The sequence below is a fragment of the Salmonella sp. 3C genome (assembly GCF_025426275.1).
GTDB lineage: Bacteria > Pseudomonadota > Gammaproteobacteria > Enterobacterales > Enterobacteriaceae > Salmonella > Salmonella enterica.
In genome coordinates this window covers 297,792-322,278 of record NZ_CP104858.1, presented here as the reverse complement: position 1 = coordinate 322,278, position 24,487 = coordinate 297,792, and the positions used below count along the sequence as shown (strand labels likewise).

Below are 24,487 nucleotides of genomic sequence, written 5' to 3'. Positions count from 1 at the left end.
ATTACCCCGCACTGCATGATTTCTATACGGAAATAGCAAAGCGCAGTGTTCTGACCGGATCAACATTGAGGAATCAAGCCACAGTGATAGAATACAAGGCTATTCATCTTTCCAGGATTTGCCGGTTGTCGGCATCTTTATAAACGTAAGGCCATTTCATGAAAATCAAAACTCGCTTCGCGCCTAGCCCGACAGGTTATCTGCACGTCGGCGGCGCGCGTACTGCTCTTTATTCCTGGCTTTTCGCACGTCACCACGGCGGTGAGTTCGTGCTGCGTATTGAAGACACCGATCTTGAGCGTTCCACGCCGGAAGCCATTGAAGCCATCATGGATGGTATGAACTGGCTGAACCTGGAATGGGACGAAGGCCCATATTTCCAGACCAAACGTTTTGAACGCTATAACGCGGTGATTGACGAGATGCTGGAGGCGGGAACAGCCTATAAATGCTACTGCTCTAAAGAGCGTCTGGAGCAACTGCGTGAAGAGCAGATGGCGAAAGGCGAGAAGCCGCGTTATGACGGGCGTTGCCGTCACAGTTACGAACATCATGCCGACGATGAGCCATGCGTGGTGCGCTTTGCTAACCCGCAGGACGGTTCCGTTATTTTTGATGATCAGATCCGTGGCCCGATCGAATTCAGCAATCAGGAACTGGACGATCTGATCATTCGTCGTACCGACGGTTCGCCGACCTACAACTTCTGTGTGGTGGTGGACGACTGGGATATGGAAATTACCCATGTGATTCGTGGCGAAGACCATATCAACAATACTCCGCGCCAGATTAACATTTTGAAAGCGTTAAACGCGCCGGTGCCGATGTACGCGCATGTGTCGATGATTAACGGCGACGACGGTAAAAAGCTGTCTAAACGTCACGGTGCGGTGAGCGTGATGCAGTATCGCGATGACGGTTATCTGCCGGAAGCGTTGCTGAACTATCTGGTGCGTCTGGGCTGGTCCAGCGGCGATCAGGAAATCTTCACTCGCGAAGAGATGATCAAGCTGTTCTCCCTCGGTGCGGTGAGCAAGTCTGCGAGCGCGTTCAACACCGATAAACTGCTGTGGCTGAACCACCACTATATCAATACGCTGGCGCCGGAATATGTGGCGACGCATTTGCAGTGGCATATTGAGCAGGAAAATATCGACACCCGTAACGGCCCGCAGCTTGCTGAACTGGTGAAGTTGCTGGGCGAGCGCTGCAAGACTCTGAAAGAGATGGCGCAGAGCTGCCGCTACTTCTATGAAGACTTCAGCGAGTTTGACGCCGATGCGGCGAAAAAACACCTCCGCCCGGTAGCGCGTCAGCCGCTGGAAGTGGTGCGCGACAAGCTGTCGGCGATTACGGACTGGTCAGCAGAAAACGTCCACCACGCGATTCAGGCCACGGCGGATGAGCTGGAAGTGGGGATGGGTAAAGTGGGGATGCCGCTGCGTGTGGCTGTGACCGGTGCCGGGCAGTCGCCTGCGCTGGATGTCACCGTACATGCGATTGGTAAAACCCGCAGCATTGAGCGCATCAACAAAGCGCTGGGCTTTATCGCCGAGCGTGAAAGCCAGCAGTAACGCCCGCTGAAACAGAATAAACGGCAGGGCAGACGCCTGCCGTTTATTCTTTGTTAGTCCGCCTCATTGATACCTAAACGCGTCAGAAATCCGCGAATACCTTCCCGCGATAAAAACAGCGCCAGTTTTTCCTGTTCCTGAGCAGACATATTTTCAACGGCATCAATAATTTGTCGATAAGCGTGACTGTGCGCCGCGTTCGCATATTCTGCGAAAGCCTCTTCCGCCTGATAAAACGCAGGCAGTTTGCGAAAAGCCGGAATATTGAGAATAAACTCCCGCACGCTGGCATCAATATGGATGAGTCTTGCGCGTCCGCCTTTGACGCCGGGAAATTTTTCGGTTTTCCAGTGTTGTTCTCTGATCCAGCGATTGACGGTTTGTCTGGCCACGCCGAGGCATTCAGCCAGCTCTTCAGTGGTCATTTTACTGCGTAATCTTTTCATATTATTTGCTATCGCGTATCCCTAAGCGTTGTAACAAACCGGTAATCCCTTCACGAACGAGGAGAGAGGTAAACTGTTTCTGCTCGGATGAGGTCATCTCTTTGGCGAGCGTCATGAGCAGCGCTTCAAGCGATGCGTTGCTGGCAGGCGTGAATGTGTCTGCGTGATGGTCAACTGAACGTTCAGCGCTGCGGATATATTCACGAACCTGTTCGTTTACATGAACCAGACGGGCTTTACCGCCCTGGACGCCAGGTTTGGGCGATGTTGCCCAGCCTTCTTTCCGTACCCATTTATTGATGGTTTGTCGGCTGTAACCGGTGAGATTAGCGAGTTCTTCTGGCGTCATCCGTTCCTTGAACATAACGATTCCCTGAATAGTCGTGGGGTTAATTAGTGGTTCATTTTATAGCACCATTTTAGTCGAAACCGTGACGTGTTTAACTACTGAATGCGAGTTGTGCCGCAATGTCCTTTATTTGAATGCTTTTTCAGCGATTGAATTCGGCAAGTTCATTTTGCCGTTGACACATGCCGAGGGAATTCATATGATGCCGCCCGTCAACTCGACAAGCTTTACGTAGTGGGGCTATAGCTCAGCTGGGAGAGCGCTTGCATGGCATGCAAGAGGTCAGCGGTTCGATCCCGCTTAGCTCCACCAAATTTACTCCCGATAAATTTGGCGTATACGTAAAAGCACTATGGGGCTATAGCTCAGCTGGGAGAGCGCTTGCATGGCATGCAAGAGGTCAGCGGTTCGATCCCGCTTAGCTCCACCAACATTCAAACCCTCGCTGAAAAGCGGGGGTTTTTGCTTTTTGTCACAAAATTTATGGCCTCTGAGCTGCTCTTCAGGTGCGTTTGTTTGCCGCTGCTTTTGCGGTCAATATGAGCTTTTGTTAGATTGCTTCATAATGCGAATATACTTATTATTCATGCGCCTTATATAATGATGTGAGCATTAAAGCAATGCTGGATAAGTGTAACGTATTAAAAAATATAAAAATATTTTTACTGGCCTTCTGCCTGACCGTTCCGGCTATTCTGCTATCTCGTCTCATTTCTCCCCGCGCCACAATTGATTCCAGCTATATCTTTCTGGCCTGGCTACCGCTCTGCGTCATGTTTTCCGTGCTGTTTTTATTTGGCCGCCGTGGCGTCGCGCCGATGGTAGGCGGAATGATGTTGACTAATGAATGGAATTTTCATTTACCTCTGCCACAGGCGATGGTGCTGCTATTTTGCCAGACGTTTCCCGTGTTGCTGGTTTGCGCTATCGTACGCTGGCAGCTGGGCGCGCGCTGGCGCTACGGAATACCCAACCAAGGCATCTGGCTACGCGTTTTCTGGTTAGGGTTAATGACGCCGTTTGGCATAAAAATCAGTATGCATCTGGCGGGGCACTACCTGGCTTTCCCGGTGACAATCTCTACCTTCTTTGGCACCGGCACCGCTATTTTCTCGATTGTTGATTTATTGAGTCTGATTTCTGCCGCGCTTATTTTTACCCTCTTTTTCTATTATCCGCTGCGGATGATAGTCAGCCCGCACTATATTCGTATTTTCTGGCGGAGGGATGTCGCTCCTTATCTCGCCAAAGAAAAACGCCTGTTTACGCTTCTCTGGTTTGCCACTCTGGCGACGCTATTAGCGGTGCTGTGTACGCCTTTCGAGACAAAGTATATTGCTGGCTATCTGGTGCCAGTTCTGTTCATTGGATTTACCATCGGCGTGGGGAAAATCAGCTATCCGCTGTTGAATTTTAGTTGGGCTCTCACTGCGCTATTCCTGCTTAGCTATAACCGCAATTTTCTGCAGGGCGTGGGCTCAGAATATTCGCTGGCATTTATCCTTTCAGTTCTCATTTCTTTTAGTATTTGTTTGTTGTACATGGCGCGGATTAATCAGCGTAGCGAATGGTTGAATCGACAGTGGCACTCGCAGGCATTAACCGATCCGTTGACGCAACTGCCTAACCTGCGTGCGCTGGAGCAGTTTCTTTTACAGGATGCCGGGCAAAGCGTGTGTTATCTACGCATGGAAAACCTGGAATTTCTGAGCCGTCATTACGGTATGCAGATGCGCGTGCATTGCGAACGCGAGGTGTTTCGCGTGTTGCAGCCGCTGCTGCTGGAAAAGGAGAAAATTTTCCATCTGCCGGGCAGTGAGTTATTGCTGGTATTGACGGGACCGGAGACGGAAGCCCGCCTGCAATATATGCTCAATGTGCTTAATAACCGCAAAATTTACTGGAACAATACCGGTCTGGACATGGAATACGGCGCATCGTGGGGAACATTCGATGGTCGCCAGGAAACCTTGCAACCGCTGTTGGGGCAATTAAGCTGGCTGGCGGAGCAATCCTGTTCGCACCGTCGGGTGCTTGCACTGACCCAGAGTATTGAAGCCGCTTCCGGGCAGACGACGGAACGGGTGCTGCGGTTGCAGAAAATCCGTCAGGCGCTGGAGCGCGGCGCGCTGGTTTTGTATGCGCAACCCATTCGCGACTCGCAGGGAAAAGGGTATGACGAGATTCTGACGCGGCTTCGGTGCGACGACGGTATCATGATGCCCAATCAGTTCATTCCGCTTATCGCCCAGTTTAACCTGAGCGTACGGTTTGATATGCAGGTGATGGAAGCGCTCCTGCAATGGTTGTCCGCGCATCCTTCGGCGGAGCAGGGGGCGCGTTTCTCGGTTAATTTGATGCCGCTGACGCTGCTGCAAAAAGAGACGGCGTCGCGCATTATGCAGCTTTTTAAACGCTATGGCGTCCCGCCTGCTTCGGTCATCATCGAAATTACTGAAGAACAGGCCTTCTCTCATTCCGAAATCAGTATGCACAATATCAACCAGCTGCGTAAGTTTGGCCTAAAAATCGCCATTGATGATTTCGGCACCGGCTATGCAAACTATGAACGGCTAAAACGCCTCAAGGCGGACATCATTAAAATCGACGGTTGTTTCGTAAAAGATATTCTGACGGACTCCCTGGATGCGATGATCGTGAAATCCATCACTGATTTAGCGAAAGCGAAATCGTTGAGCGTCGTGGCTGAGTTTGTTGAAACGCCTGCGCAGCGCGATCTGCTATTGCAGCTTGGCGTACACAGTTTGCAGGGATATCTGATTGGCCGCCCGCGCCCGTTAGGTAAATAAGTGGCATAAAAAAACCGGGGATAGCTCCCCGGTTTCTACATTAAACGCAGACTTACAGTACCAGCGCCGCGATAGAGGCGGACAGTACGCTCACCAGCGTAGAACCGTAAACCAGTTTCAGACCAAAACGGGAAACCACGTTGCCTTGCTCTTCGTTCAGGCCTTTAATCGCGCCCGCAATAATACCGATGGAAGAGAAGTTCGCGAAGGACACCAGGAAGACGGAGATAATGCCTTCAGCGCGTGGAGAGAGGGTAGCGGCGATTTTCTGCAGATCCATCATCGCCACGAATTCGTTGGAAACCAGTTTGGTCGCCATGATACTTCCTACCTGCAGCGCTTCACTGGACGGTACGCCCATTACCCATGCGACCGGGTAGAAGATGTAACCCAGAATGCCCTGGAAAGAGATGCTGTAGCCGAACCAACCGGTAACTGTTGCGAACAGCGCGTTCAGCGCCGCGATCAGCGCGATGAAGCCGATCAGCATCGCCGCGACGATAATCGCCACTTTAAAACCTGCCAGAATGTACTCGCCCAGCATTTCGAAGAAACTTTGGCCTTCATGCAGGTTCGACATCTGAATATTTTCTTCGCTGGCATCAACGACATAGGGGTTGATCAGCGACAGAACGATAAAGGTGCTGAACATGTTCAGAACCAGCGCTGCGACCACATATTTAGGGTCCAGCATGGTCATATACGCGCCCACGATAGACATGGAAACGGTAGACATTGCGGTCACCGCCATGGTGTACATGCGGTTACGGGACATTTTGCCGAGGATATCTTTATAAGCGATAAAGTTCTCAGACTGGCCGAGGATCAGCGAGCTGACGGCGTTAAAAGACTCCAGTTTGCCCATACCGTTTACTTTGGACAACAGGAAACCAATAGCGCGGATGACCACTGGCAGAACGCGGATATGCTGGAGAATACCGATCAACGCGGAAATAAAGACGATCGGGCACAATACTTTCAGGAAGAAGAACGCCAAACCTTGATCGTTCATACTGCCGAAGACGAAGTTTGTCCCTTCGTTGGCAAATCCGAGCAGTTTTTCAAACATCTCGGAGAAACCTTTTACGAAGCCAAGGCCAACATCCGAGTTCAGGAAGAACCAGGCCAGTAATACTTCGATAACAAGTAACTGAATGACGTAACGAATGCGAATTTTTTTACGGTCGCTGCTAACCAGCAGTGCGAGTACCGCAACAACGGCAAGCGCCAGGACAAAATGAAGGACGCGGTCCATATTTGCTCCAAATATGAGGCAGGTTTAATTTTCGTGCACATTCTATGCAACAGCCGTAAAGAAAACGAGATCCAACACACACTATAATAAGGACCTGTGACGAGATTCAAAATTAGTGAACTGTAATACACTTTTACTGTACTGAATATGAAAATGAAAAGTTATATCAGTGTGCTAATCTTGTAATGTTAAGCCAAACTGTTCTGATACAGGTCGTCATCGTATCGGTCTATCGTTTCACACTATCAAAGTAATCACCCGTACCCATTGAAATGCACTTGATAATCATTATCAATAAACATAGCATGAAACATAGCAAAGGCTATGTTTTTGAGGCAAAAGATGACTGACAATCGCGTAGAGAATAGCAGCGGACGGGCGGCGCGCAAGCTAAGGCTCGCATTAATGGGACCTGCGTTCATTGCCGCGATTGGTTATATCGATCCTGGTAACTTCGCGACCAATATTCAGGCCGGCGCCAGCTTTGGCTACCAGCTACTCTGGGTGGTGGTCTGGGCGAACCTGATGGCGATGCTGATTCAAATCCTCTCGGCAAAACTCGGAATCGCCACGGGCAAGAACCTGGCGGAGCAAATTCGCGACCATTATCCGCGCCCGGTAGTCTGGTTTTACTGGGTACAGGCGGAAATCATCGCGATGGCCACCGATTTAGCTGAATTTATCGGCGCGGCAATAGGTTTTAAGCTGATCCTGGGCGTCTCTTTATTACAGGGCGCGGTATTGACCGGTATCGCGACGTTTCTGATTTTAATGTTACAACGCCGCGGTCAAAAACCGCTTGAAAAAGTCATCGGCGGTTTACTGCTTTTTGTCGCCGCTGCTTACATTGTGGAGCTGTTTTTCTCTCAGCCTGATATGGCGCAGCTTGGCAAAGGAATGGTTATCCCGGCGCTACCGAACCCGGAAGCCGTATTCTTAGCCGCCGGCGTGCTTGGCGCGACGATTATGCCGCACGTGATTTATCTGCACTCGTCATTAACACAGCATCTGCACGGCGGAACGCGGCAACAACGGTACTCAGCAACGAAATGGGATGTCGCTATTGCCATGACGATTGCCGGTTTTGTCAATCTGGCAATGATGGCGACCGCCGCGGCGGCGTTTCATTTTAGCGGCCACACTGGCATCGCCGACCTCGATCAGGCATACCTGACGCTGGAACCGTTACTAAGCCATGCGGCGGCAACGGTGTTTGGTCTTGGTCTGGTAGCGGCAGGGCTTTCCTCCACCGTGGTAGGGACTCTGGCGGGGCAGGTGGTGATGCAAGGGTTTGTCCGTTTTCACATTCCGCTGTGGGTACGGCGCAGCATTACCATGCTGCCCTCATTTATTGTGATTTTGATGGGGCTGGACCCTACCCGAATTCTGGTGATGAGCCAGGTGCTGCTGAGTTTTGGTATTGCGCTGGCGCTGGTGCCGCTCCTGATTTTCACCAGTAACGCTACGCTAATGGGCGAGCTGGTGAACACGCGGCGAGTAAAACAGATTGGCTGGATAATTGTCGTGCTGGTCGTCGCCCTGAATATCTGGTTGCTGGTTGGAACGGTGATGGGATTGTCATAAAGACAGAAAGATAGCAGGCCCGATGCGTGGGCGTCATCGGGCTGTTATTCAGCAGGAGGCTTAGTGATGATGTTTGTGACCCCGGCCTCGCCCGCGATGATCGTCGCGATCGCGCCAGCCTTCCCGATAACCGCGTTCATACGCTTTACGCTTATCCCAGCCGCGATGATAGCCGTTGTCATGGCGCCACCAGCGATTTTTACGCCATTCATAATGGTTGTGCCAGTAATCCCGGTCGCGCCAGCGACCACCGTCCCAGTAGTTACCGTAATCATCGCGATCGCCAATCTGTAATTTTATTGAGGGCAACAGGGTGATTTCGCCCGCATTCGCGGCAAGCGGTGTAAAAGCCAGCAAGGCTGCCGCCAGAATCAGTGACCTGAACATACTTTCTCTCCTTCACGATCGAGCCGTCGCCGGCCTGTTAATGCAATATTACAAAGCAGTAAAGATTTGTTTCATCGCCTTAACTCTTAAATCATGAAGGAGAGCATTTTTTGCTAAAACCGGCTCTCCAGAATAGCGTCAATTTCTGCACATTCCGCCGCCGAAAAACGGCGATTGGCCAGCATTCCTACGGCGTCTTCGATTTGCGACGGTTTGCTGGCGCCAATCAGTACCGAGGTAACGTTATCGTTACGCAGCACCCAGGCGAGCGCCATCTGAGACAATTTTTGGCCCCGTCGCGCGGCCAGTTCATTCAACCGGCGAACTTTTTCCAGTTTGTCGGCGGTAATCTGTTCTGGTTTAAGGAAACGGCTTCCGCTCGCCGCGCGGGAATCTTCCGGAATGCCATTCAGATAACGGTCAGTGAGCTGCCCGCCCGCCAGCGGCGAGAAGGCAATACTGCCGACGCCTTTTTCCTGCAACAGCGCCAGCAGCCCGTCCTCTACCCAACGCTCAAAAAGCGAATATTTAGGCTGATGAATCAGGCAAGGCGTGCCGAGATCCTCCAGAATATCGATAGCTTGTCTGGCCAGATCGGCAGGATAGTTAGAGATCCCCACGTACAACGCTTTGCCGTGGCGCACAAGGTGATCTAACGCTTTCATCGTCTCTTTAAGCGGCGTTTCGGGATCGGGACGATGGTGATAAAAGATATCGACATACTCCAGCCCCATACGTTTCAGGCTTTGATCGAGGCTGGCGATAAGGTATTTCCGTGAACCCCAGTCGCCATAAGGGCCATCCCACATGGTGTAGCCCGCTTTGGTGGAGATGATCAATTCATCACGCCACGGTAAAAAATCTTCCTGCAGAATGCGGCCAAAATTGCATTCTGCGGAGCCCGGCGGCGGCCCATAATTATTGGCGAGATCAAAGTGGGTAATGCCCAGATCGAACGCGCGTTGCAGCAGCGCCCGGCTATTTTCTACCCGTGTCGTATCGCCGAAGTTGTGCCATAACCCCAGCGAAATAGCGGGAAGTTTGACGCCGCTGCGTCCGCAGCGACGATACTCCATTGTGTGATAACGATTCTCATCGGGCTGATAAATCATGACCTTTCCCCCTGTGGCGTGAATAAATAGTGTATACGGTTACACTCGCCAGGCGGTATCCGGCTTTTACTGTTTGCCGCTGTAAACATTGTTTTCCAGGCTTTCATCCCCACCGTGCTGGACAGCCATCGGCATTCCTTAATACTCAACATAATATCAACGTCAGAAGGAAAGCTGTCATGCAAAACCCCTATACCGTGGCCGACTATTTGCTGGACAGACTGGCAGGATGCGGCATTGGCCATCTTTTTGGCGTACCGGGCGATTATAACTTGCAGTTTCTTGACCATGTGATTGACCACCCGACCCTGCGTTGGGTGGGATGCGCCAATGAGCTGAACGCCGCTTATGCCGCGGACGGCTATGCGCGCATGTCGGGCGCTGGAGCGCTACTCACCACCTTTGGCGTGGGAGAACTTAGCGCTATTAACGGTATCGCGGGCAGTTACGCGGAATATGTCCCGGTCTTGCATATCGTCGGCGCGCCCTGTAGCGCTGCGCAGCAGCGTGGCGAATTGATGCACCATACCCTCGGTGACGGCGATTTTCGTCATTTTTATCGCATGAGTCAGGCGATATCCGCTGCCAGCGCAATAATTAGATGAACAGAACGCCTGTTTCGAGATTGACCGCGTGTTGGGTGAAATGCTTGCCGCACGCAGGCCAGGATACATCATGTTGCCCGCCGATGTGGCGAAAAAAACGGCCATCCCACCTACGCAGGCGCTGGCGTTGCCCGTGCATGAAGCGCAAAGCGGCGTGGAGACGGCTTTTCGTTACCACGCCCGTCAGTGCCTGATGAACAGTCGGCGTATTGCGCTATTGGCCGACTTTCTTGCCGGGCGTTTTGGTTTACGACCACTGTTGCAGCGCTGGATGGCGGAAACGCCCATCGCTCATGCGACACTACTGATGGGGAAGGGGCTTTTTGATGAACAGCACCCGAACTTCGTTGGCACCTATAGCGCTGGCGCCAGCAGCAAAGAAGTGCGTCAGGCCATAGAGGACGCCGATAGGGTTATCTGCGTCGGCACCCGTTTTGTCGATACCCTTACGGCCGGATTTACCCAACAATTACCGACGGAACGCACGCTGGAGATTCAGCCTTACGCGTCGCGCATCGGCGAAACCTGGTTCAACCTCCCGATGGCGCAGGCGGTGTCTACGCTGCGCGAACTGTGCCTGGAATGCGCTTTTGCGCCGCCGCCGACGCGTTCCGCCGGACAGCCAGTGCGGATTGATAAGGGAGAACTGACCCAGGAAAGCTTCTGGCAAACCTTACAGCAGTATCTCAAACCCGGCGATATTATCCTTGTCGACCAGGGGACCGCCGCCTTTGGCGCTGCCGCGCTGTCGCTTCCTGACGGCGCGGAAGTTGTGGTACAGCCGCTGTGGGGGTCTATCGGCTATTCCTTGCCCGCCGCGTTTGGCGCGCAAACAGCCTGTCCCGATCGGCGGGTGATTCTGATTATCGGCGATGGCGCGGCGCAGCTCACGATTCAGGAGATGGGCTCGATGTTACGCGACGGGCAGGCGCCGGTCATCCTGCTGCTCAACAATGACGGCTATACCGTAGAGCGCGCCATTCACGGCGCGGCCCAGCGGTATAACGACATCGCGAGCTGGAACTGGACGCAGATACCACCGGCGCTAAACGCGGCGCAACAGGCGGAGTGCTGGCGGGTGACGCAGGCTATCCAACTGGCAGAGGTCCTCGAACGTCTGGCGCGCCCACAACGTCTGTCATTTATTGAAGTGATGTTGCCAAAAGCCGATCTGCCGGAATTACTGCGTACCGTGACCCGGGCGCTGGAAGCCCGCAACGGGGGATAATGGCCCCCGCTGCGCCGGATTAGGGTTCGTGACGGTTGGCGGCCAGCAACGGTTTTCCCGCCAGCAATAGCCAGGCGGGGAGCATCACAATGCAGAGCAGCGGCAGCAGATTGGTATCCGGTACGACGACTGCCGCCATAAACAGACTGAGCCAGCCGTCGCGCGTCACTACCAGCACTAAGCCAAGAATCGCGCAGGAGACGGTAATCGCCGCGGGTACGGCCTCAACATGGGCATGGAGCATGAGCCCCAGCGCCGCGCCGATAAACACAGCCGGAAAAATGCGCCCGCCGCGAAAGCCGCTCGCCGCCGCGATGACCAGCGCGGCGAGTTTGACGACGGCTAAGGTAAAATAATCTCCCGCGCCCAACGTCTGGCTAAACGCCATTTGTTGCATTTCGTCCAGGCCTTTAAACAGGGTAAGCGGCCCGCCAATGACGCCCAGGATGCCCAGTATAAAACCGCCAATGCCGAGAATCAGGACCGGATTTTTCAGGCGGTGCAGCAACTCATGCAGACGCGGAAGGCACCAGACGGCGACCATCCCGGCGGCAATGGCGATCGCCGCGACGATCGCTCCGCTGGCAATGTCCACCAGCCGCATCTGCGTGTAATGGGCGATGGGTAACGAAAAATGCGGATGAAAGAACAGACTGGTGGTGAGTGACCCCGCCGCTGCCGCCATTAACGGCGCAAACAGGCGATCCCACATGGGAATATCGTTAGAGCCGCTAAGTGTTTGCGAAAAAATCAGCGCTGCGGCGACGGGCGTGCCGAACAGCGCGCCGATGGTGCCCGCTGAGGCCAGAATCGTCCAGTCTAACGCCGTGATACGCGGAAACAGGCGGGAGCCGAAAGCCGCCGCCAGCGCGATATTTATTGTCATTATCGGATGCTCTGGCCCCAAACTTACCCCACCAGCAAGGCCGATGATTAAGGCGAGAAGCAGCCCGGGTAGCGCAGATGGCGAGACCGGCATACTGATTAACGGTTCGATGGCCGGATCGGGGCCAGCGTGTCCGGGACTGTAACGGATAATCAAACCCACCACGATCCCGGTTAGCGTGAGCATACCCACTATCCAGAACGGCGAATCATAAGCGATGCCGATGCTGGTGGGCAGTCGTTGCCAAAGAAATTGCTGAAAAACCGACGCGACTTTCATCGCAGCGATTAAAACCAGGCTTGACGCTACGCCAATAATCAGCGCGGGGAGCGACAGCAGCAGCATCGTTCGGGCACGCGGGTGGAACATAATCTCTTCCTTATACGGGGTCGTATACCTATTTTGCACAGCCTGCCCGACGGCATTGCTGCAATTGGTGCTGAAACAAGAAAGTAATTCTGTGATGAAGATCTATATTTATAGGCAGTCAGCCTGATGGCCGTTGTTGTTATGCCCCCATGAATTTACAGTGTGACAAAGACTTATTTTGACTTTAGCGGAGCAGTAGAAGAATGACAAAGTATGCTTTAGTAGGAGATGTAGGCGGCACGAATGCGCGTCTTGCCCTGTGTGATATCGCCAGTGGAGAAATCTCGCAGGCCAAAACGTATTCCGGCCTGGATTATCCCAGTCTTGAGGCCGTGGTGCGCGTTTATCTCGATGAGCATAGCGTCAGCGTGGAAGATGGTTGTATCGCCATAGCCTGCCCGATTACCGGTGACTGGGTAGCGATGACTAACCATACCTGGGCTTTTTCTATTGCGGAAATGAAAAAAAATCTCGGCTTTAGCCATCTGGAAATCATCAACGATTTCACCGCCGTGTCGATGGCGATCCCGATGCTGAAAAAAGAGCATTTAATTCAGTTCGGCGGCGGCGAACCGGTAGACGGCAAACCTATTGCGGTGTATGGCGCGGGAACCGGCTTGGGCGTGGCGCATCTGGTGCATGTGGATAAGCGTTGGATTAGCCTTCCGGGCGAAGGCGGGCATGTCGATTTTGCGCCTAATAGCGAAGAAGAAGCTATGATTCTGGAAATATTGCGCGCCGAAATTGGCCACGTTTCCGCCGAGCGCGTGCTGTCTGGCCCGGGGCTGGTGAATCTTTACCGGGCGATTGTTAAGTCCGACAACCGTCTGCCGGAAAATCTGCGCCCGAAAGATATTACCGAACGCGCCCTGGCGGATAGCTGTATCGATTGTCGCCGCGCGTTGTCGCTCTTTTGCGTCATCATGGGGCGATTTGGCGGCGATCTGGCGTTAACCATGGGGACATTTGGCGGCGTTTATATCGCTGGCGGTATTGTCCCGCGCTTCCTGGAATTTTTTAAAGCGTCCGGCTTCCGTGGTGGCTTTGAAGATAAAGGCCGCTTTAAAGATTATGTACACGGTATTCCGGTCTATCTGATTGTCCATGATAACCCTGGCTTGTTAGGCTCCGGCGCGCATCTGCGCCAGACATTAGGCCATATTCTATAAGTCAGATGGCGGCATAAACGCCTTATCCGGCCTACAAAAGTGTGTCATCTGTAGGCCTGATAAGCGCAGCGTCATCAGGCAATTAATCATTCTCTTGTCAGTCTCAAACCGCGTGCCTCACGCGGTTTTTTTCATTGCCTTTCCTGTGCATGAATGCTTCAACTGACTGAATTATTTCACTTTACTCTTGCTGAGCGAAAGGTCAAACACCAGCGCGTTGAGTCATCACGTCATGGCGGTTAGTCAGGCGAAAACAGGGATTTATTTTACTATACGTATCCGGTCCGCTGCCTTATTTACGGTTTCATCGCGGCATCTTGCTGGAAAGGATCCTCATTTTCGGGGAAATGTCCCTGAAAAATACCGCAATATGACATGATTGAATACCTTTAGCGTTAGTAAGGGTTTTGATTAAAGAGGAAAAACCACAAAATTAAAAGGGGATTATTTGAGATAAGGTTTATTGACAGGAAATTATCGTCGGCTGTAACACATTAGGTAAATTCAATGATATCAAGTTGTTAATAATATGATTTGTTTGATGCTATAACTGACATGCTTAAAAGGTAAATTTTTACGCTTGTTCCTCTTTTTTCGTCGCTAAAAAATATTTTCATTAGCCTCTCGACAGGAAGAAAATTTTCAGGCTATTTTCTAAAGGAGCCACCATCGTGGCAGCGTCGCTCGGACGGTCCGGGCGCTAACGTTAATCTGAGGATATTATGGCTGACTTCCGCCCTGAACGTCGCTTTACGCGTATCGATCGCCTTCCGCCCTATGTTTTTAACATCACCGCTGAACTCAAAATGGCTGCGCGTCGGCGCGGTGAAGATATTATTGATTTCAGTATGGGTAATCCTGATGGCGCAACCCCTCCCCACATTGTCGAAAAACTTTGCACCGTCGCGCAGCGTCCGGATACGCACGGTTATTCCACGTCCCGCGGCATACCGCGTTTACGCCGCGCGATTTCTCACTGGTATCAGGAACGTTATGATGTCGATATCGATCCGGAAACCGAAGCGATTGTGACCATCGGTTCCAAAGAGGGACTGGCGCATTTAATGCTGGCGACGCTGGATCATGGCGATACGGTACTGGTGCCGAACCCCAGTTACCCGATTCATATCTATGGCGCCGTTATCGCCGGGGCGCAGGTGCGTTCGGTTCCATTGGTAGAGGGAGTGGATTTCTTCAACGAGCTGGAGCGCGCTATTCGCGAAAGTTATCCGAAACCGAAAATGATGATTTTGGGTTTTCCGTCTAACCCTACGGCCCAGTGCGTCGAACTGGAATTTTTTGAAAAAGTGGTCGCTCTGGCTAAACGTTATGATGTGCTGGTGGTGCACGATCTGGCGTATGCCGATATCGTGTACGACGGCTGGAAAGCGCCATCCATTATGCAGGTGCCCGGCGCGCGCGACGTGGCGGTTGAATTTTTCACGCTGTCGAAAAGCTATAATATGGCGGGCTGGCGTATTGGGTTTATGGTGGGCAATAAAACCCTGGTCAGCGCGCTGGCGCGCATTAAAAGTTATCACGATTATGGCACCTTTACCCCGCTTCAGGTGGCGGCTATCGCCGCTCTGGAAGGCGATCAGCAGTGCGTGCGCGATATCGCCGAGCAGTATAAACGTCGTCGCGATGTGCTGGTGAAGGGGCTGCATGAGGCGGGCTGGATGGTTGAAATGCCGAAAGCCTCAATGTACGTCTGGGCGAAAATCCCGGAGCAATATGCGGCGATGGGATCGCTTGAGTTTGCCAAGAAGCTGCTGAATGAGGCGAAGGTTTGCGTTTCTCCAGGGATAGGCTTTGGTGATTATGGCGACACCCATGTACGCTTTGCATTAATAGAGAATCGCGACCGCATTCGCCAGGCCGTCAGAGGGATTAAAGCGATGTTCCGCGCCGATGGCGTGCTGCCGTCACATCCAAAACCCGTTGAAGCGAGCACGGAGTAGAAAAGCAAACAGGAGCCCCATGGCTCCTGTTTTTCTTTGCATTGTACTTTTAAATCATCAGGGCGAAAGTACCGGCCCAAACGATGACCATAAATGAAATGCCCATAAAGAAATATTTCACGTTTCATCTCTCCGCGTACCTGTCGTACGCCTAAATGAACTTACACTTACCTGATTATAGAGAGTTGATGCCGGACAATACGAAATTGAGAATTATTCGTGTTTCTACCGCCTGCATCACCTCAGAATTCTGCGCGTCATCGCTCCAGACGGCGCTAATGTACGCCTAAAAGCGAGGTGAAACAAGAGGCATTTTCTTATTTACTTTTAGTAACTTACAAGTGTCGGGAATCGGCGACAGTTTAATTTCTGACAGTGATGAATCGCTATTGAGCGACGCCGCCGACACAGTAAAAAATCGCCTGTAAACAGGAGACTTATCGCTAAAAGCAGGAATGAGTAATTTACGATATGAATATTATGACAATGCGAAATGCCAAAATAAAAGGCCTTGCGGCCTTTTTCAGATGTAGAGTGACGCTTCCCCCAACGGGCGAGTCTTGAAACGGCGATGGATCCAGAGATATTGCTCCGGGGCGCGCATGATCTCTTTCTCAATAATTTTATTCATATAGGCAGCGGCTTGATTTTCATCTGCCGGGTAACCTTCCATTTCAGGGGTAATATACAGACGATAACCCGAGTTATCGGATTTCCTTACCATTGTAACGGTCAACATGGCGGCGCCAGACAGCCTGGACAGTACATAGGTGCCGTTGGTGGTGGCGACGTTTTCAACCGCGAAAAATGGCGCAAAGGAGCTGCCTTTAGGGCCGTAGTCCTGGTCGGGAGCAAACCAAACGGCTTCCCCTTTTTTTAGCGCGCCCACAATGCCGCGCAGATTGTTTCTGCCGATCATCGCTTTATTTGAGCGCATACGACCGCGCGTCTGCACCCACTCCATGAGCGGATTGTTATGCGGACGATAGGTCGCCATCATCGGCTGGCAGAGACCCATTACCCGGCCTCCCAATTCCAGCGACATAAAATGCACGCCAACGACCATTACGCCGCGATTTTGCGCCTGCGCACGGGTAAGGTTGTCCAGCCCGTCCACATCAAACCATTTGCGAACCCGGTTATCAGGCCAGAACCAGGCCATGCCCGTTTCAAGCAGCGCCATGCCAAGAGAGTGGAAATTCTCGGCGATCAGTTTTTCCCTTTCTTCCCGGGAGAGGGTCGGAAAACAGAGTTCAATATTTTTCTGGGCGATTGACTCACGTCGCTTCAGGAAGGGGCGCGCCAGTTTACCGGTGCGGGTGCCCAGAAAACGCAAAACCGGGTAGGGAAGCTGCACCAGTAACCAGAGGACGCCAACGCCAAACCACGTCAGCCAGTAGCGCGGGTGCAAAAACGCGCGTGAAAATTTGCTTTGAGGAAACATAAAATACCTTCTGTAGATACGAAAATAATGTATCGCAGAAGAGTCATTATCCGCAGCGGTACACTCTGAAATACGCATCATCCTTCAAGTTGCGTTAGCTTATCCGAAGCACTTACTTGAGTAAGCTCATCAGGGTAACTTGAATGATTTACGTATAGTTAGGCCATCATGTACGACAATGGTTCCCGTAAGGAGTGTAAAACTAAGTCAGTACTAAACCACGAGGGCATGAACGCCAGGCAGGCTAATGTACCACCAGTTATTTACTCGCGCCCAGAAATTCTTTATCAAGAAGCGTAAATATTTCTCCCGTAGCAAAAATAAGCTAATCATTATTTTTAATGCATTGTTTTTACAGTGATAATTTTATTTCAGACGAAGGTCATTGAAAAATGATTAAAAAAATAAAATGTGAGATAAATGTTATGGAAATGACGGGCTGATAAGGTTTATCTTAAAGGAGAAGTGAGAGGGACCGTAAGGCTATATGGAAGCCTTGCCATAGACAGGAGGTATTATAGATGATCTATTTATGGACATTTCTTGCAATAAGTATACTTGCCGTGAGTGGCTATATCGGTCAGGTGATGGGGGCTTTTTCTGCGGTTTCTTCTTTTACGGGAATGGTTATCCTTGCCGCGCTGATTTATTTACTCAATGTATGGTTGCAGGATGGCGATGACATCGTTAGCGGATTATTGCTTTTTCTCGCACCGGCATGTGGGTTAATTATTCGCTTTATGGTGGGATACGGTAAGCGTTAGTCAGTACATACCCTTCATACTTCAAGTTGCTGATGTGTTGGCTACGGATTACTCGGCCCATCGATGGGCCTCGCCCTGACGGCCGTCGCACGCGACGTTCAAATCTGTTCCCGGCAGATTTGTCGTTCACCCCAGTCACATCGTTATCTATGCTACTGGGGACTCACTCCCTTGCCGCTTTTAAGCAACTCGAATTATTTTGGGTATACACGATGTCAGCGAATAGATAGCGCCGACAATGTCGGCGCTTCTGTTCCTCGGGAAGGCTAATCGTTTATTGCGCGTCCGCAAGCTGCAGTGAGTCCTGATTATGTAACGCATTCTGGCGCTGGCGTTCCAGTTCCAGCGCGCCGCGATGGGAGAGGTAACAGAATAGAATGCAGCACACGATGCCGCCCATCAGAAGATAAAATCCGCCGTACCAGCCAAGTTTATCCACCATTACACCAAACAGGCTGGTGCCCAACGAGGCGCCGAAAATATAGCTCATGAACCCACGTAAACCGACGGCGGAACCTACGGCAAAGCTGGGGACTATCTCCATTGTCTGTACGGACGCGAGGAACTGCGGGACGTAAATCAGACAACCTACAATGGCGGCGAAAATCGTTACCATCAGCAAAGATTCACTTTTCCAGTATCCGATCAGACAGACAAAAATCAGCGCCATGCAAATCATGGCTAACGGCATTCTGCGGCCCTTAAACAGTTTATCTGACAGCCAGCCTGCCAGTAGCGTGGAGGGAATCGCCGCCCACTCGAAAAAGAGAAACGCGACGCTCATCTGTTCTTTTGAAAAGTGTTTTACTGTCAACAGATAGATAGGCAACCAGCTAATCATGCCAAACCGCACCATATAGACGAAGACATCCACCAGCGAAATATACCAGGCATTTTTATTGCGCAGCACATAAGTACAGAAGATTTGCCATGCGCTCATATTTTCCGGCGCTTTTGCCGTATTCTTCGTTTTCAGTACGACTTTTTCTTCCGGCATCATCTGTTCCAGTGAGGGAAGACCTTCTTCGCGTGGCGAACCTTTTCCCAAGACCAGAACAATTAAGGCAAAAATGACGGCGACGCAGGCCGGAACGATATAACTGGCGCTTTGCCAGTGTTCGTTGCCCAATATCGCAAAAGCCGCACCGACGATAGGCGCGACGATCCCGCCGCCAACGTTATGCGAGATATTCCAGAAGGCGCCTACGCGTCCGCGTTCCCGACGAGGGAACCAGTTTGCAATAGTAATAAACGAGGGGCCGACGCCCATGCCCTGAAAAAGGCCATTGAAGACCACCAGAGCGGCAAATATCCAGAATGCGCTACTGAATCCCAGCCCAACGTTAACAATCGCGCAGAGTACCAGACCGCACGCCATGAAGACTTTTGGGCTGGCTTTATCCGCCAGACTGCTCATTACGCCTTTACTGATTCCGTAAGCAATAAGCATACAGCTACTCAGCAGGCCGATTTGCGTAGCGCTGAGATCCAATTGCTCTTTTAAATAAGGCGTCGATAATGTGAAATTGTTTCTGACTATATAGTAAGCGAGATATCCCAGAAATACGCTTAACAATGCCTGTATACGATATCGACCATATGTGGCCTGGACTTTTTCCGGTGGGACTTTATGCGCCGATTGCCCTGTTTTTAATATTGTTAACATGGAGTCACCTGTATTTTATAGTGAGATGAACATCAGGAGGTTTTGTCGGTAGAGTGAAAGGAGTGACAATAAAATTCAAGTCGAAGAAATGTGTCAAAATTGACTCAATTGGGTGAATTTAAAGGTTATTTTTGACCCATCCTGAAGGGTGTGGTGAAACTTTAATTATTGGCATGGCCGTTTTATCGTTAGCATGTGCGGATATTAACAAATTTGCTGCCAGTGATCTGATACGCTTTATTGATGTTTTCGGGCGACGGACCCGTTATTATTCAAATAACGTTGTTCTGGATGCCAACAGAAATAAAAGGGTAAGTTTTGTCTCAATATTTTCTTTATGTGATATCGATATTTATGAACGGGATCACAAATCGACTTTTCTCATGCTGTAGTCGTTTCGCCAGAGTGGGCGCTTTTACGCTATGGCTGGCGGCAATGTTCGGTTCTTGCCAGGCGTACAGCCGCGAGCTGGTGATGGCAACGACCTTTTCACCCAGCGCGACCGCCTGGATTATCCAGCGCTGGCAGACGGAGCCGGGTTCCGTCATGATTCGTACGCTCAACCGTACCAGCGGTTCTTTAGAGCAATTACTTGATACGGCGAATGCGGAAAATGTCGATCTGATCCTGACGTCATCCCCCATGCTGTTGCAACACCTTCAGGAGCACCAAAAGCTGGCGCTATTAGATAGCGCGCCTGCCGCCAGCCAGAAGCTGGTGCCGCGTTCTATCCGCTCAACTTCAGTGGCGGTAGCGGTATCCGGATTTGGGCTATTGATCAACCGTTCAGCGCTCGCTGCGCGCCATCTTCCGCCGCCTGCTGACTGGCAGGATATGGGCCTGCCCAGTTACTAGGGCGCTCTATTAATGAGCAGTCCGTCACGTTCAGACACGAATCATTTGATGGTGGAGTCGCTGTTGCAGCAAAAAGGCTGGACGGCAGGATGGGCGACGCTGCTGGCAATCTCGGGTAATTTGGTCACGATTTCCTCTCGCAGTTTCGGCGTAGCGGATAAAATCAAAAGCGGGCTTGGCGTTGCCGGGCCGGTCATTGATAACTATGCTAATTTGCTACTTAACGATCCTAATCTTGCTTTTACCTATTTCCCGTATTCTGCGGTGTCGCCCACTTACGTCGCGGTGTTGAAAAACAGCCGTCATGCAGACGAAGCGCGTGCTTTTATTCATTACTTATTAAGTCCGAAAGGGCAAAGGATACTGGCTGACGCGAATACCGGTAAGTATCCCGTCGCACCGCTTAGCGCCGATAATCCTCGCGCCGCGCAACAACAGCGTTTGATGGCCCAGCCGCCGTTGAACTATCGTCTGATCCTGAAGCGTCAGCAACTGGTACAACGCATGTTTGATACCGCGATCAGTTTTCGTCTCGCGCAGCTTAAAGATGCATGGCGAGCGTTGCATAGCGCAGAAACGCGGCTTAAACGCCCCTTACCTGAAATCAGAGCCTTATTGACCAGCGTCCCGGTGGATGCGGCAAGCAGCGAGGATGAAACCTGGCTGGCGCAGTTTGATAATAAAAGCTTTGCCGAACAAAAAATGATGGAGTGGCAGATCTGGTTTCTGAACAATCAGCGGCTAGCGATTCACAAACTGGAAGAGCTGAAATGAAGGGGAGATTATTGCAACGGCTTCGTCAGCTCAGTATCAGCAACAGTTTACGGGGTGCATTTTTAACGGGCGCATTACTGACGCTGATTGTCAGTATGGTCAGCCTTTATTCCTGGCATGAGCAAAGTTCGCAGGTTCGCTATTTGCTTGATGAATATTTTCCTCGCATCCACTCCGCTTTTTTAATTGAGGGGAACCTGAATCTGGCTGTGGATCAACTCAATGAATTTTTGCTGGCGCCGAACACGACGGTACGTTTGCAGTTACGTACGCAGATTATTCAGCATCTGGATAAGATTGAGCGTCTCAGCCAGGGGCTTCAGCTTGCTGAGCGCCGGCAACTGGCCGTCATTTTACAGGATAGCCGGACCTTGCTGGCGGAGCTGGACAACGCCCTCTACAACATGTTTTTGGTGCGGGAGAAAGTCAGTGAGCTTTCCGCTCGCATCGACTGGCTCCATGATGATTTCACCACGGAGCTAAATTCGCTGGTACAGGATTTTACCTGGCAGCAAGGGACGCTACTCGATCAAATTGAGGCGAATCAGGGCGATGCAGCGCAGTATTTGCAACGTTCGCGCGAGGTGCAGAACGAGCAGCAGCAGGTATATACCCTGGCGCGAATTGAAAATCAGATTGTTGATGACCTGCGCGACAGATTGAATGAGCTCAAGTCCGGCAATAATGACGGGATGCTGGTGGAGACCCATATTCGCTATCTGGAAAACCTAAAAAAAACGGCGGATGAGAATATTCGTGCGCTGGATGACTGGCCCAGTACGATCACGCTGCGGCAAACCATCGACGAACTATTGGAAATCGGGATGGTAAAAAATAAGATGCCCGATACCATGCGCGATTATGTTGCGGCGCAAAAAGCCTTACTGGACGCCAGCCGCGCCAGAGAGGCTACGCTAGGGCGCTTTCGCACGCTGCTTGAGGCGCAGTTAGGTAGTAGTCACCAGCAAATGCAGACGTTCAATCAACGCCTGGAACAGATTGTTCGCGTTAGCGGCGGGCTTATTTTAGTGGCGACGCTCCTGGCGTTGCTGCTGGCCTGGGGACTCAACCACTATTTTATCCGTTCCCGGCTGGTAAAGCGTTTTACCGCGCTTAATCAGGCTGTGGTACAGATAGGGCTGGGGAGAACCGACTCGACTATCCCGGTTTACGGGCGCGATGAGCTAGGACGGATAGCCCGTTTGCTACGTCATACGCTGGGCCAGCTCAATATGCAACGCAGGCAGCTTGAACAAGAGGTCGCCGAGCGCAAAGAGATAGAAGCCGACCTGCGCGCCATGCAGGATGAGTTGATTCAGACGGCGAAACTGGCGGTAGTCGGCCAGACCATGACCACGCTGGCGCATGAAATTAACCAGCCGCTGAATGCGCTTTCAATGTATTTATTTACGGCGGGACGCGCGATTGAACAAGGTCAGAGCGGACAGGCGAGAAATACGCTCACCAAAGCGGAAGGGCTCATTAACCGGATTGACGCCATTATCCGTTCGCTGCGGCAGTTTACCCGCCGGGCGGAGCTGGAAACGCCATTGTATCCCGTTGATCTGCGCCAAACCTTCGTGGCGGCATGGGAGTTATTAGCCATGCGTCACCAATCCCGGCAGGGAGCGCTTTCACTGCCAACCGACACCGTATGGGTTAGCGGCGATGAAGTGCGTATTCAGCAGGTTCTGGTGAATGTGCTGGCGAATGCGCTTGACGCCTGTTCGCATGATGCGGCGATCGCGGTGACATGGCAGACGCAGGGAGAGGCGCTGGAGGTTTATATTGCAGATAACGGCCCTGGCTGGCCTGTGGCGCTGTTGCCCTCTTTACTCAAGCCGTTTACTACCAGTAAAGCTGTCGGGTTGGGTATTGGGCTGTCGATTAGCGTGTCGCTGATGGCGCAAATGAAGGGCGACCTGCGTCTGGCGTCGACGCTGACGCGTAACGCTTGCGTGGTGCTGCAATTCTCTGTAACGGATGTCGATGATGTTGAATGATGAATGTTCTATTTTGCTGATTGATGATGACGTTGATGTACTTGACGCCTACACCCAAATGCTTGAGCAGGCAGGCTACCGCGTGCGTGGCTTTACCCATCCTTTCGAGGCCAAAGAGTGGGTAGAAGCGGATTGGGAGGGGATCGTTTTGAGCGATGTGTGTATGCCGGGGTGTTCCGGTATCGATCTTATGACGCTGTTTCATCAGGATGACGATCAACTGCCAATCTTATTGATTACCGGACATGGCGATGTACCGATGGCGGTTGATGCGGTGAAAAAGGGCGCCTGGGATTTTCTGCAAAAACCCGTCGATCCGGGCAAGCTGTTGATATTAATTGAAGACGCGCTACGCCAGCGCCGGTCGGTCATTGCACGGCGGCAATATTGCCAGCAGACGTTACAGGTTGAACTGATTGGGCGCAGCGAGTGGATGAATCAGTTTCGACAACGGTTACAACAACTGGCGGAAACGGACATTGCCGTATGGTTTTACGGTGAGCATGGCACTGGACGTATGACTGGCGCCCGTTATCTCCATCAACTGGGGCGTAACGCGAAAGGGCCGTTTGTACGCTATGAACTCACGCCGGAGAATGCCGGGCAGTTGGAGACATTCATCGACCAGGCGCAAGGAGGTACGCTGGTGTTGAGTCATCCCGAATATCTGACACGCGAACAGCAGCACCATCTGGCGCGTTTACAAAGCTTGGAGCATCGGCCTTTTCGTTTGGTGGGCGTTGGCAGCGCTTCGCTGGTGGAGCAGGCGGCAGCTAACCAGATTGCGGCCGAGCTTTACTACTGTTTCGCCATGACCCAAATCGCCTGCCAGTCTCTTTCTCAGCGACCGGATGATATCGAACCGTTATTTCGCCATTATCTTCGAAAAGCCTGCCTGCGGCTCAATCATCCAGTGCCGGAAATAGCGGGGGAATTACTGAAAGGAATAATGCGACGCGCCTGGCCAAGCAATGTGCGCGAACTGGCTAATGCGGCAGAGCTTTTTGCTGTTGGCGTGCTGCCGCTGGCGGAAACGGTCAACCCGCAGTTGCTTCTTCAGGAGCCGACCCCGCTTGACCGGCGCGTTGAAGAGTATGAGCGACAAATTATTACCGAAGCATTAAATATTCATCAGGGACGAATTAATGAAGTGGCGGAGTATCTGCAAATTCCCCGTAAAAAACTTTATCTGCGCATGAAAAAATATGGTCTAAGTAAAGAGCATTATAAATTCTGATATTACAGT

General features: G+C 51.7%; 17 protein-coding genes, 2 tRNA genes and 2 pseudogenes. 12 read left to right on the top strand and 9 right to left on the bottom strand.

Annotated elements, in window-relative coordinates; genetic code table 11:
* Nucleotides 1-158 precede the first annotated feature (158 nt).
* A complete protein-coding gene (gene gltX, locus N7E69_RS01490; RefSeq protein WP_000695630.1) occupies nt 159-1,574 on the top strand; it encodes a glutamate--tRNA ligase in 1,416 nt (471 codons plus the stop codon).
* Nucleotides 1,575-1,627: 53 nt separating this feature from the next.
* Here gltX and N7E69_RS01485 read toward each other — a convergent pair whose 3' ends face one another.
* Both N7E69_RS01485 and N7E69_RS01480 read right to left on the bottom strand, forming a co-directional pair.
* Entirely contained in the window at nt 1,628-2,020 is a 393-nt protein-coding gene (locus N7E69_RS01485) for a MerR family transcriptional regulator (RefSeq protein ID WP_000826514.1), read from the bottom strand.
* 1 nt (nt 2,021) lies between these two features.
* Nucleotides 2,022-2,384, bottom strand: coding sequence for a MerR family transcriptional regulator (locus N7E69_RS01480; RefSeq protein WP_000472034.1), 363 nt, complete (start codon nt 2,382-2,384; stop codon nt 2,022-2,024).
* Between the two features lie 221 nt (nt 2,385-2,605).
* Here N7E69_RS01480 and N7E69_RS01475 point away from each other — a divergent pair.
* The 3 genes from N7E69_RS01475 to N7E69_RS01465 all read left to right on the top strand — a co-directional run bounded on the left by N7E69_RS01475 (nt 2,606) and on the right by N7E69_RS01465 (nt 5,179).
* A tRNA-Ala gene (locus tag N7E69_RS01475) sits at nt 2,606-2,681 on the top strand.
* Between the two features lie 42 nt (nt 2,682-2,723).
* A tRNA-Ala gene (locus tag N7E69_RS01470) sits at nt 2,724-2,799 on the top strand.
* Nucleotides 2,800-2,989: 190 nt separating this feature from the next.
* The gene (locus N7E69_RS01465) at nt 2,990-5,179 is read left to right on the top strand and encodes a sensor domain-containing phosphodiesterase (RefSeq protein WP_000884545.1); all 2,190 of its coding nucleotides are present in this window, start codon (nt 2,990-2,992) and stop codon (nt 5,177-5,179) included.
* A gap of 52 nt (nt 5,180-5,231) precedes the next feature.
* On the opposite strand, the gene nupC is transcribed toward N7E69_RS01465, so the two are convergent.
* Complete coding sequence (gene nupC / locus N7E69_RS01460) at nt 5,232-6,434, bottom strand: nucleoside permease NupC (protein ID WP_039506979.1); 1,203 nt, start codon at nt 6,432-6,434, stop codon at nt 5,232-5,234.
* A gap of 342 nt (nt 6,435-6,776) precedes the next feature.
* Between nupC and N7E69_RS01455 the strand changes: the two genes are divergently transcribed.
* On the top strand, nt 6,777-8,018 hold the full coding sequence (locus N7E69_RS01455; RefSeq protein WP_108610916.1) for an Nramp family divalent metal transporter: 1,242 nt from the start codon (nt 6,777-6,779) through the stop codon (nt 8,016-8,018).
* A 60-nt stretch (nt 8,019-8,078) separates the two neighbouring features.
* Here N7E69_RS01455 and ypeC read toward each other — a convergent pair whose 3' ends face one another.
* Nucleotides 8,079-8,405: a DUF2502 domain-containing protein YpeC gene (ypeC, locus tag N7E69_RS01450; protein WP_000490091.1), complete on the bottom strand. Its 327-nt coding sequence runs from the start codon at nt 8,403-8,405 to the stop codon at nt 8,079-8,081.
* Between the two features lie 113 nt (nt 8,406-8,518).
* Nucleotides 8,519-9,517: an L-glyceraldehyde 3-phosphate reductase gene (gene mgrA, locus N7E69_RS01445; protein WP_000640294.1), complete on the bottom strand. Its 999-nt coding sequence runs from the start codon at nt 9,515-9,517 to the stop codon at nt 8,519-8,521.
* A gap of 179 nt (nt 9,518-9,696) precedes the next feature.
* Here mgrA and N7E69_RS01440 point away from each other — a divergent pair.
* A pseudogene (locus N7E69_RS01440) lies at nt 9,697-11,350 on the top strand (alpha-keto acid decarboxylase family protein).
* Nucleotides 11,351-11,369: 19 nt separating this feature from the next.
* Here the strand turns inward: N7E69_RS01440 and N7E69_RS01435 are convergent.
* The gene (locus N7E69_RS01435; protein WP_000468920.1) at nt 11,370-12,605 is read right to left on the bottom strand and encodes an ion channel protein; all 1,236 of its coding nucleotides are present in this window, start codon (nt 12,603-12,605) and stop codon (nt 11,370-11,372) included.
* A 203-nt stretch (nt 12,606-12,808) separates the two neighbouring features.
* On the opposite strand from N7E69_RS01435, the gene glk reads away from it, so the two are divergent.
* Nucleotides 12,809-13,774, top strand: a complete 966-nt coding sequence (gene glk / locus N7E69_RS01430) for a glucokinase (RefSeq protein ID WP_000170380.1) — start codon at nt 12,809-12,811, stop codon at nt 13,772-13,774.
* Between the two features lie 722 nt (nt 13,775-14,496).
* Nucleotides 14,497-15,735 carry an alanine transaminase gene (alaC, locus tag N7E69_RS01425; RefSeq protein WP_000763118.1) on the top strand — a complete coding sequence of 413 codons (1,239 nt, stop codon included), beginning with the start codon at nt 14,497-14,499 and terminating at the stop codon, nt 15,733-15,735.
* Between the two features lie 49 nt (nt 15,736-15,784).
* Here alaC and ypdK read toward each other — a convergent pair whose 3' ends face one another.
* Together ypdK and lpxP are read right to left on the bottom strand one after the other, a co-directional pair.
* Nucleotides 15,785-15,856 (bottom strand): membrane protein YpdK, encoded by a 72-nt coding sequence (gene ypdK, locus N7E69_RS01420; RefSeq protein WP_010723117.1) that lies wholly within the window; start codon nt 15,854-15,856, stop codon nt 15,785-15,787.
* Between the two features lie 402 nt (nt 15,857-16,258).
* Nucleotides 16,259-17,179 (bottom strand): kdo(2)-lipid IV(A) palmitoleoyltransferase, encoded by a 921-nt coding sequence (lpxP, locus tag N7E69_RS01415; RefSeq protein ID WP_000484428.1) that lies wholly within the window; start codon nt 17,177-17,179, stop codon nt 16,259-16,261.
* Between the two features lie 521 nt (nt 17,180-17,700).
* On the opposite strand from lpxP, the gene N7E69_RS01410 reads away from it, so the two are divergent.
* Nucleotides 17,701-17,943, top strand: a complete 243-nt coding sequence (locus tag N7E69_RS01410) for a YfdY family protein (protein WP_000639889.1) — start codon at nt 17,701-17,703, stop codon at nt 17,941-17,943.
* 274 nt (nt 17,944-18,217) lie between these two features.
* Here N7E69_RS01410 and pgtP read toward each other — a convergent pair whose 3' ends face one another.
* Nucleotides 18,218-19,609, bottom strand: a complete 1,392-nt coding sequence (gene pgtP / locus N7E69_RS01405) for a phosphoglycerate transporter PgtP (protein ID WP_000955739.1) — start codon at nt 19,607-19,609, stop codon at nt 18,218-18,220.
* Nucleotides 19,610-20,044: 435 nt separating this feature from the next.
* Between pgtP and pgtC the strand changes: the two are divergent.
* The 3 genes and pseudogenes from pgtC to pgtA all read left to right on the top strand — a co-directional run bounded on the left by pgtC (nt 20,045) and on the right by pgtA (nt 24,478).
* Nucleotides 20,045-21,238 (top strand): annotated as a pseudogene (gene pgtC, locus N7E69_RS01400) (phosphoglycerate transport regulator PgtC).
* The gene (gene pgtB, locus N7E69_RS01395) at nt 21,235-23,241 is read left to right on the top strand and encodes a two-component system sensor histidine kinase PgtB (RefSeq protein ID WP_108610923.1); all 2,007 of its coding nucleotides are present in this window, start codon (nt 21,235-21,237) and stop codon (nt 23,239-23,241) included. Before pgtC ends, pgtB begins: the two are co-directional and overlap by 4 nt.
* Nucleotides 23,231-24,478 carry a two-component system response regulator PgtA gene (gene pgtA, locus N7E69_RS01390; RefSeq protein ID WP_000930836.1) on the top strand — a complete coding sequence of 416 codons (1,248 nt, stop codon included), beginning with the start codon at nt 23,231-23,233 and terminating at the stop codon, nt 24,476-24,478. The genes pgtB and pgtA overlap by 11 nt, the downstream gene beginning before the upstream one ends.
* The last annotated feature ends 9 nt before the right edge of the window (nt 24,479-24,487 follow it).

Excerpts from the sequence above, each read along its gene's own strand:
- N7E69_RS01465 (WP_000884545.1), top strand. The coding sequence starts at position 2,990 with ATGCTGGATAAGTGTAACGTATTAAAAAATATAAAAATATTTTTACTG.
- nupC (WP_039506979.1), bottom strand. The coding sequence starts at position 6,434 with ATGGACCGCGTCCTTCATTTTGTCCTGGCGCTTGCCGTTGTTGCGGTA.
- gltX (WP_000695630.1), top strand. The coding sequence starts at position 159 with ATGAAAATCAAAACTCGCTTCGCGCCTAGCCCGACAGGTTATCTGCAC.
- ypeC (WP_000490091.1), bottom strand. The coding sequence starts at position 8,405 with ATGTTCAGGTCACTGATTCTGGCGGCAGCCTTGCTGGCTTTTACACCG.
- alaC (WP_000763118.1), top strand. The coding sequence starts at position 14,497 with ATGGCTGACTTCCGCCCTGAACGTCGCTTTACGCGTATCGATCGCCTT.
- N7E69_RS01485 (WP_000826514.1), bottom strand. The coding sequence starts at position 2,020 with ATGAAAAGATTACGCAGTAAAATGACCACTGAAGAGCTGGCTGAATGC.
- N7E69_RS01435 (WP_000468920.1), bottom strand. The coding sequence starts at position 12,605 with ATGTTCCACCCGCGTGCCCGAACGATGCTGCTGCTGTCGCTCCCCGCG.
- lpxP (WP_000484428.1), bottom strand. The coding sequence starts at position 17,179 with ATGTTTCCTCAAAGCAAATTTTCACGCGCGTTTTTGCACCCGCGCTAC.
- pgtB (WP_108610923.1), top strand. The coding sequence starts at position 21,235 with ATGAAGGGGAGATTATTGCAACGGCTTCGTCAGCTCAGTATCAGCAAC.
- pgtA (WP_000930836.1), top strand. The coding sequence starts at position 23,231 with ATGTTGAATGATGAATGTTCTATTTTGCTGATTGATGATGACGTTGAT.
- N7E69_RS01455 (WP_108610916.1), top strand. The coding sequence starts at position 6,777 with ATGACTGACAATCGCGTAGAGAATAGCAGCGGACGGGCGGCGCGCAAG.
- N7E69_RS01410 (WP_000639889.1), top strand. The coding sequence starts at position 17,701 with ATGATCTATTTATGGACATTTCTTGCAATAAGTATACTTGCCGTGAGT.
- N7E69_RS01480 (WP_000472034.1), bottom strand. The coding sequence starts at position 2,384 with ATGTTCAAGGAACGGATGACGCCAGAAGAACTCGCTAATCTCACCGGT.
- mgrA (WP_000640294.1), bottom strand. The coding sequence starts at position 9,517 with ATGATTTATCAGCCCGATGAGAATCGTTATCACACAATGGAGTATCGT.
- pgtP (WP_000955739.1), bottom strand. The coding sequence starts at position 19,609 with ATGTTAACAATATTAAAAACAGGGCAATCGGCGCATAAAGTCCCACCG.
- glk (WP_000170380.1), top strand. The coding sequence starts at position 12,809 with ATGACAAAGTATGCTTTAGTAGGAGATGTAGGCGGCACGAATGCGCGT.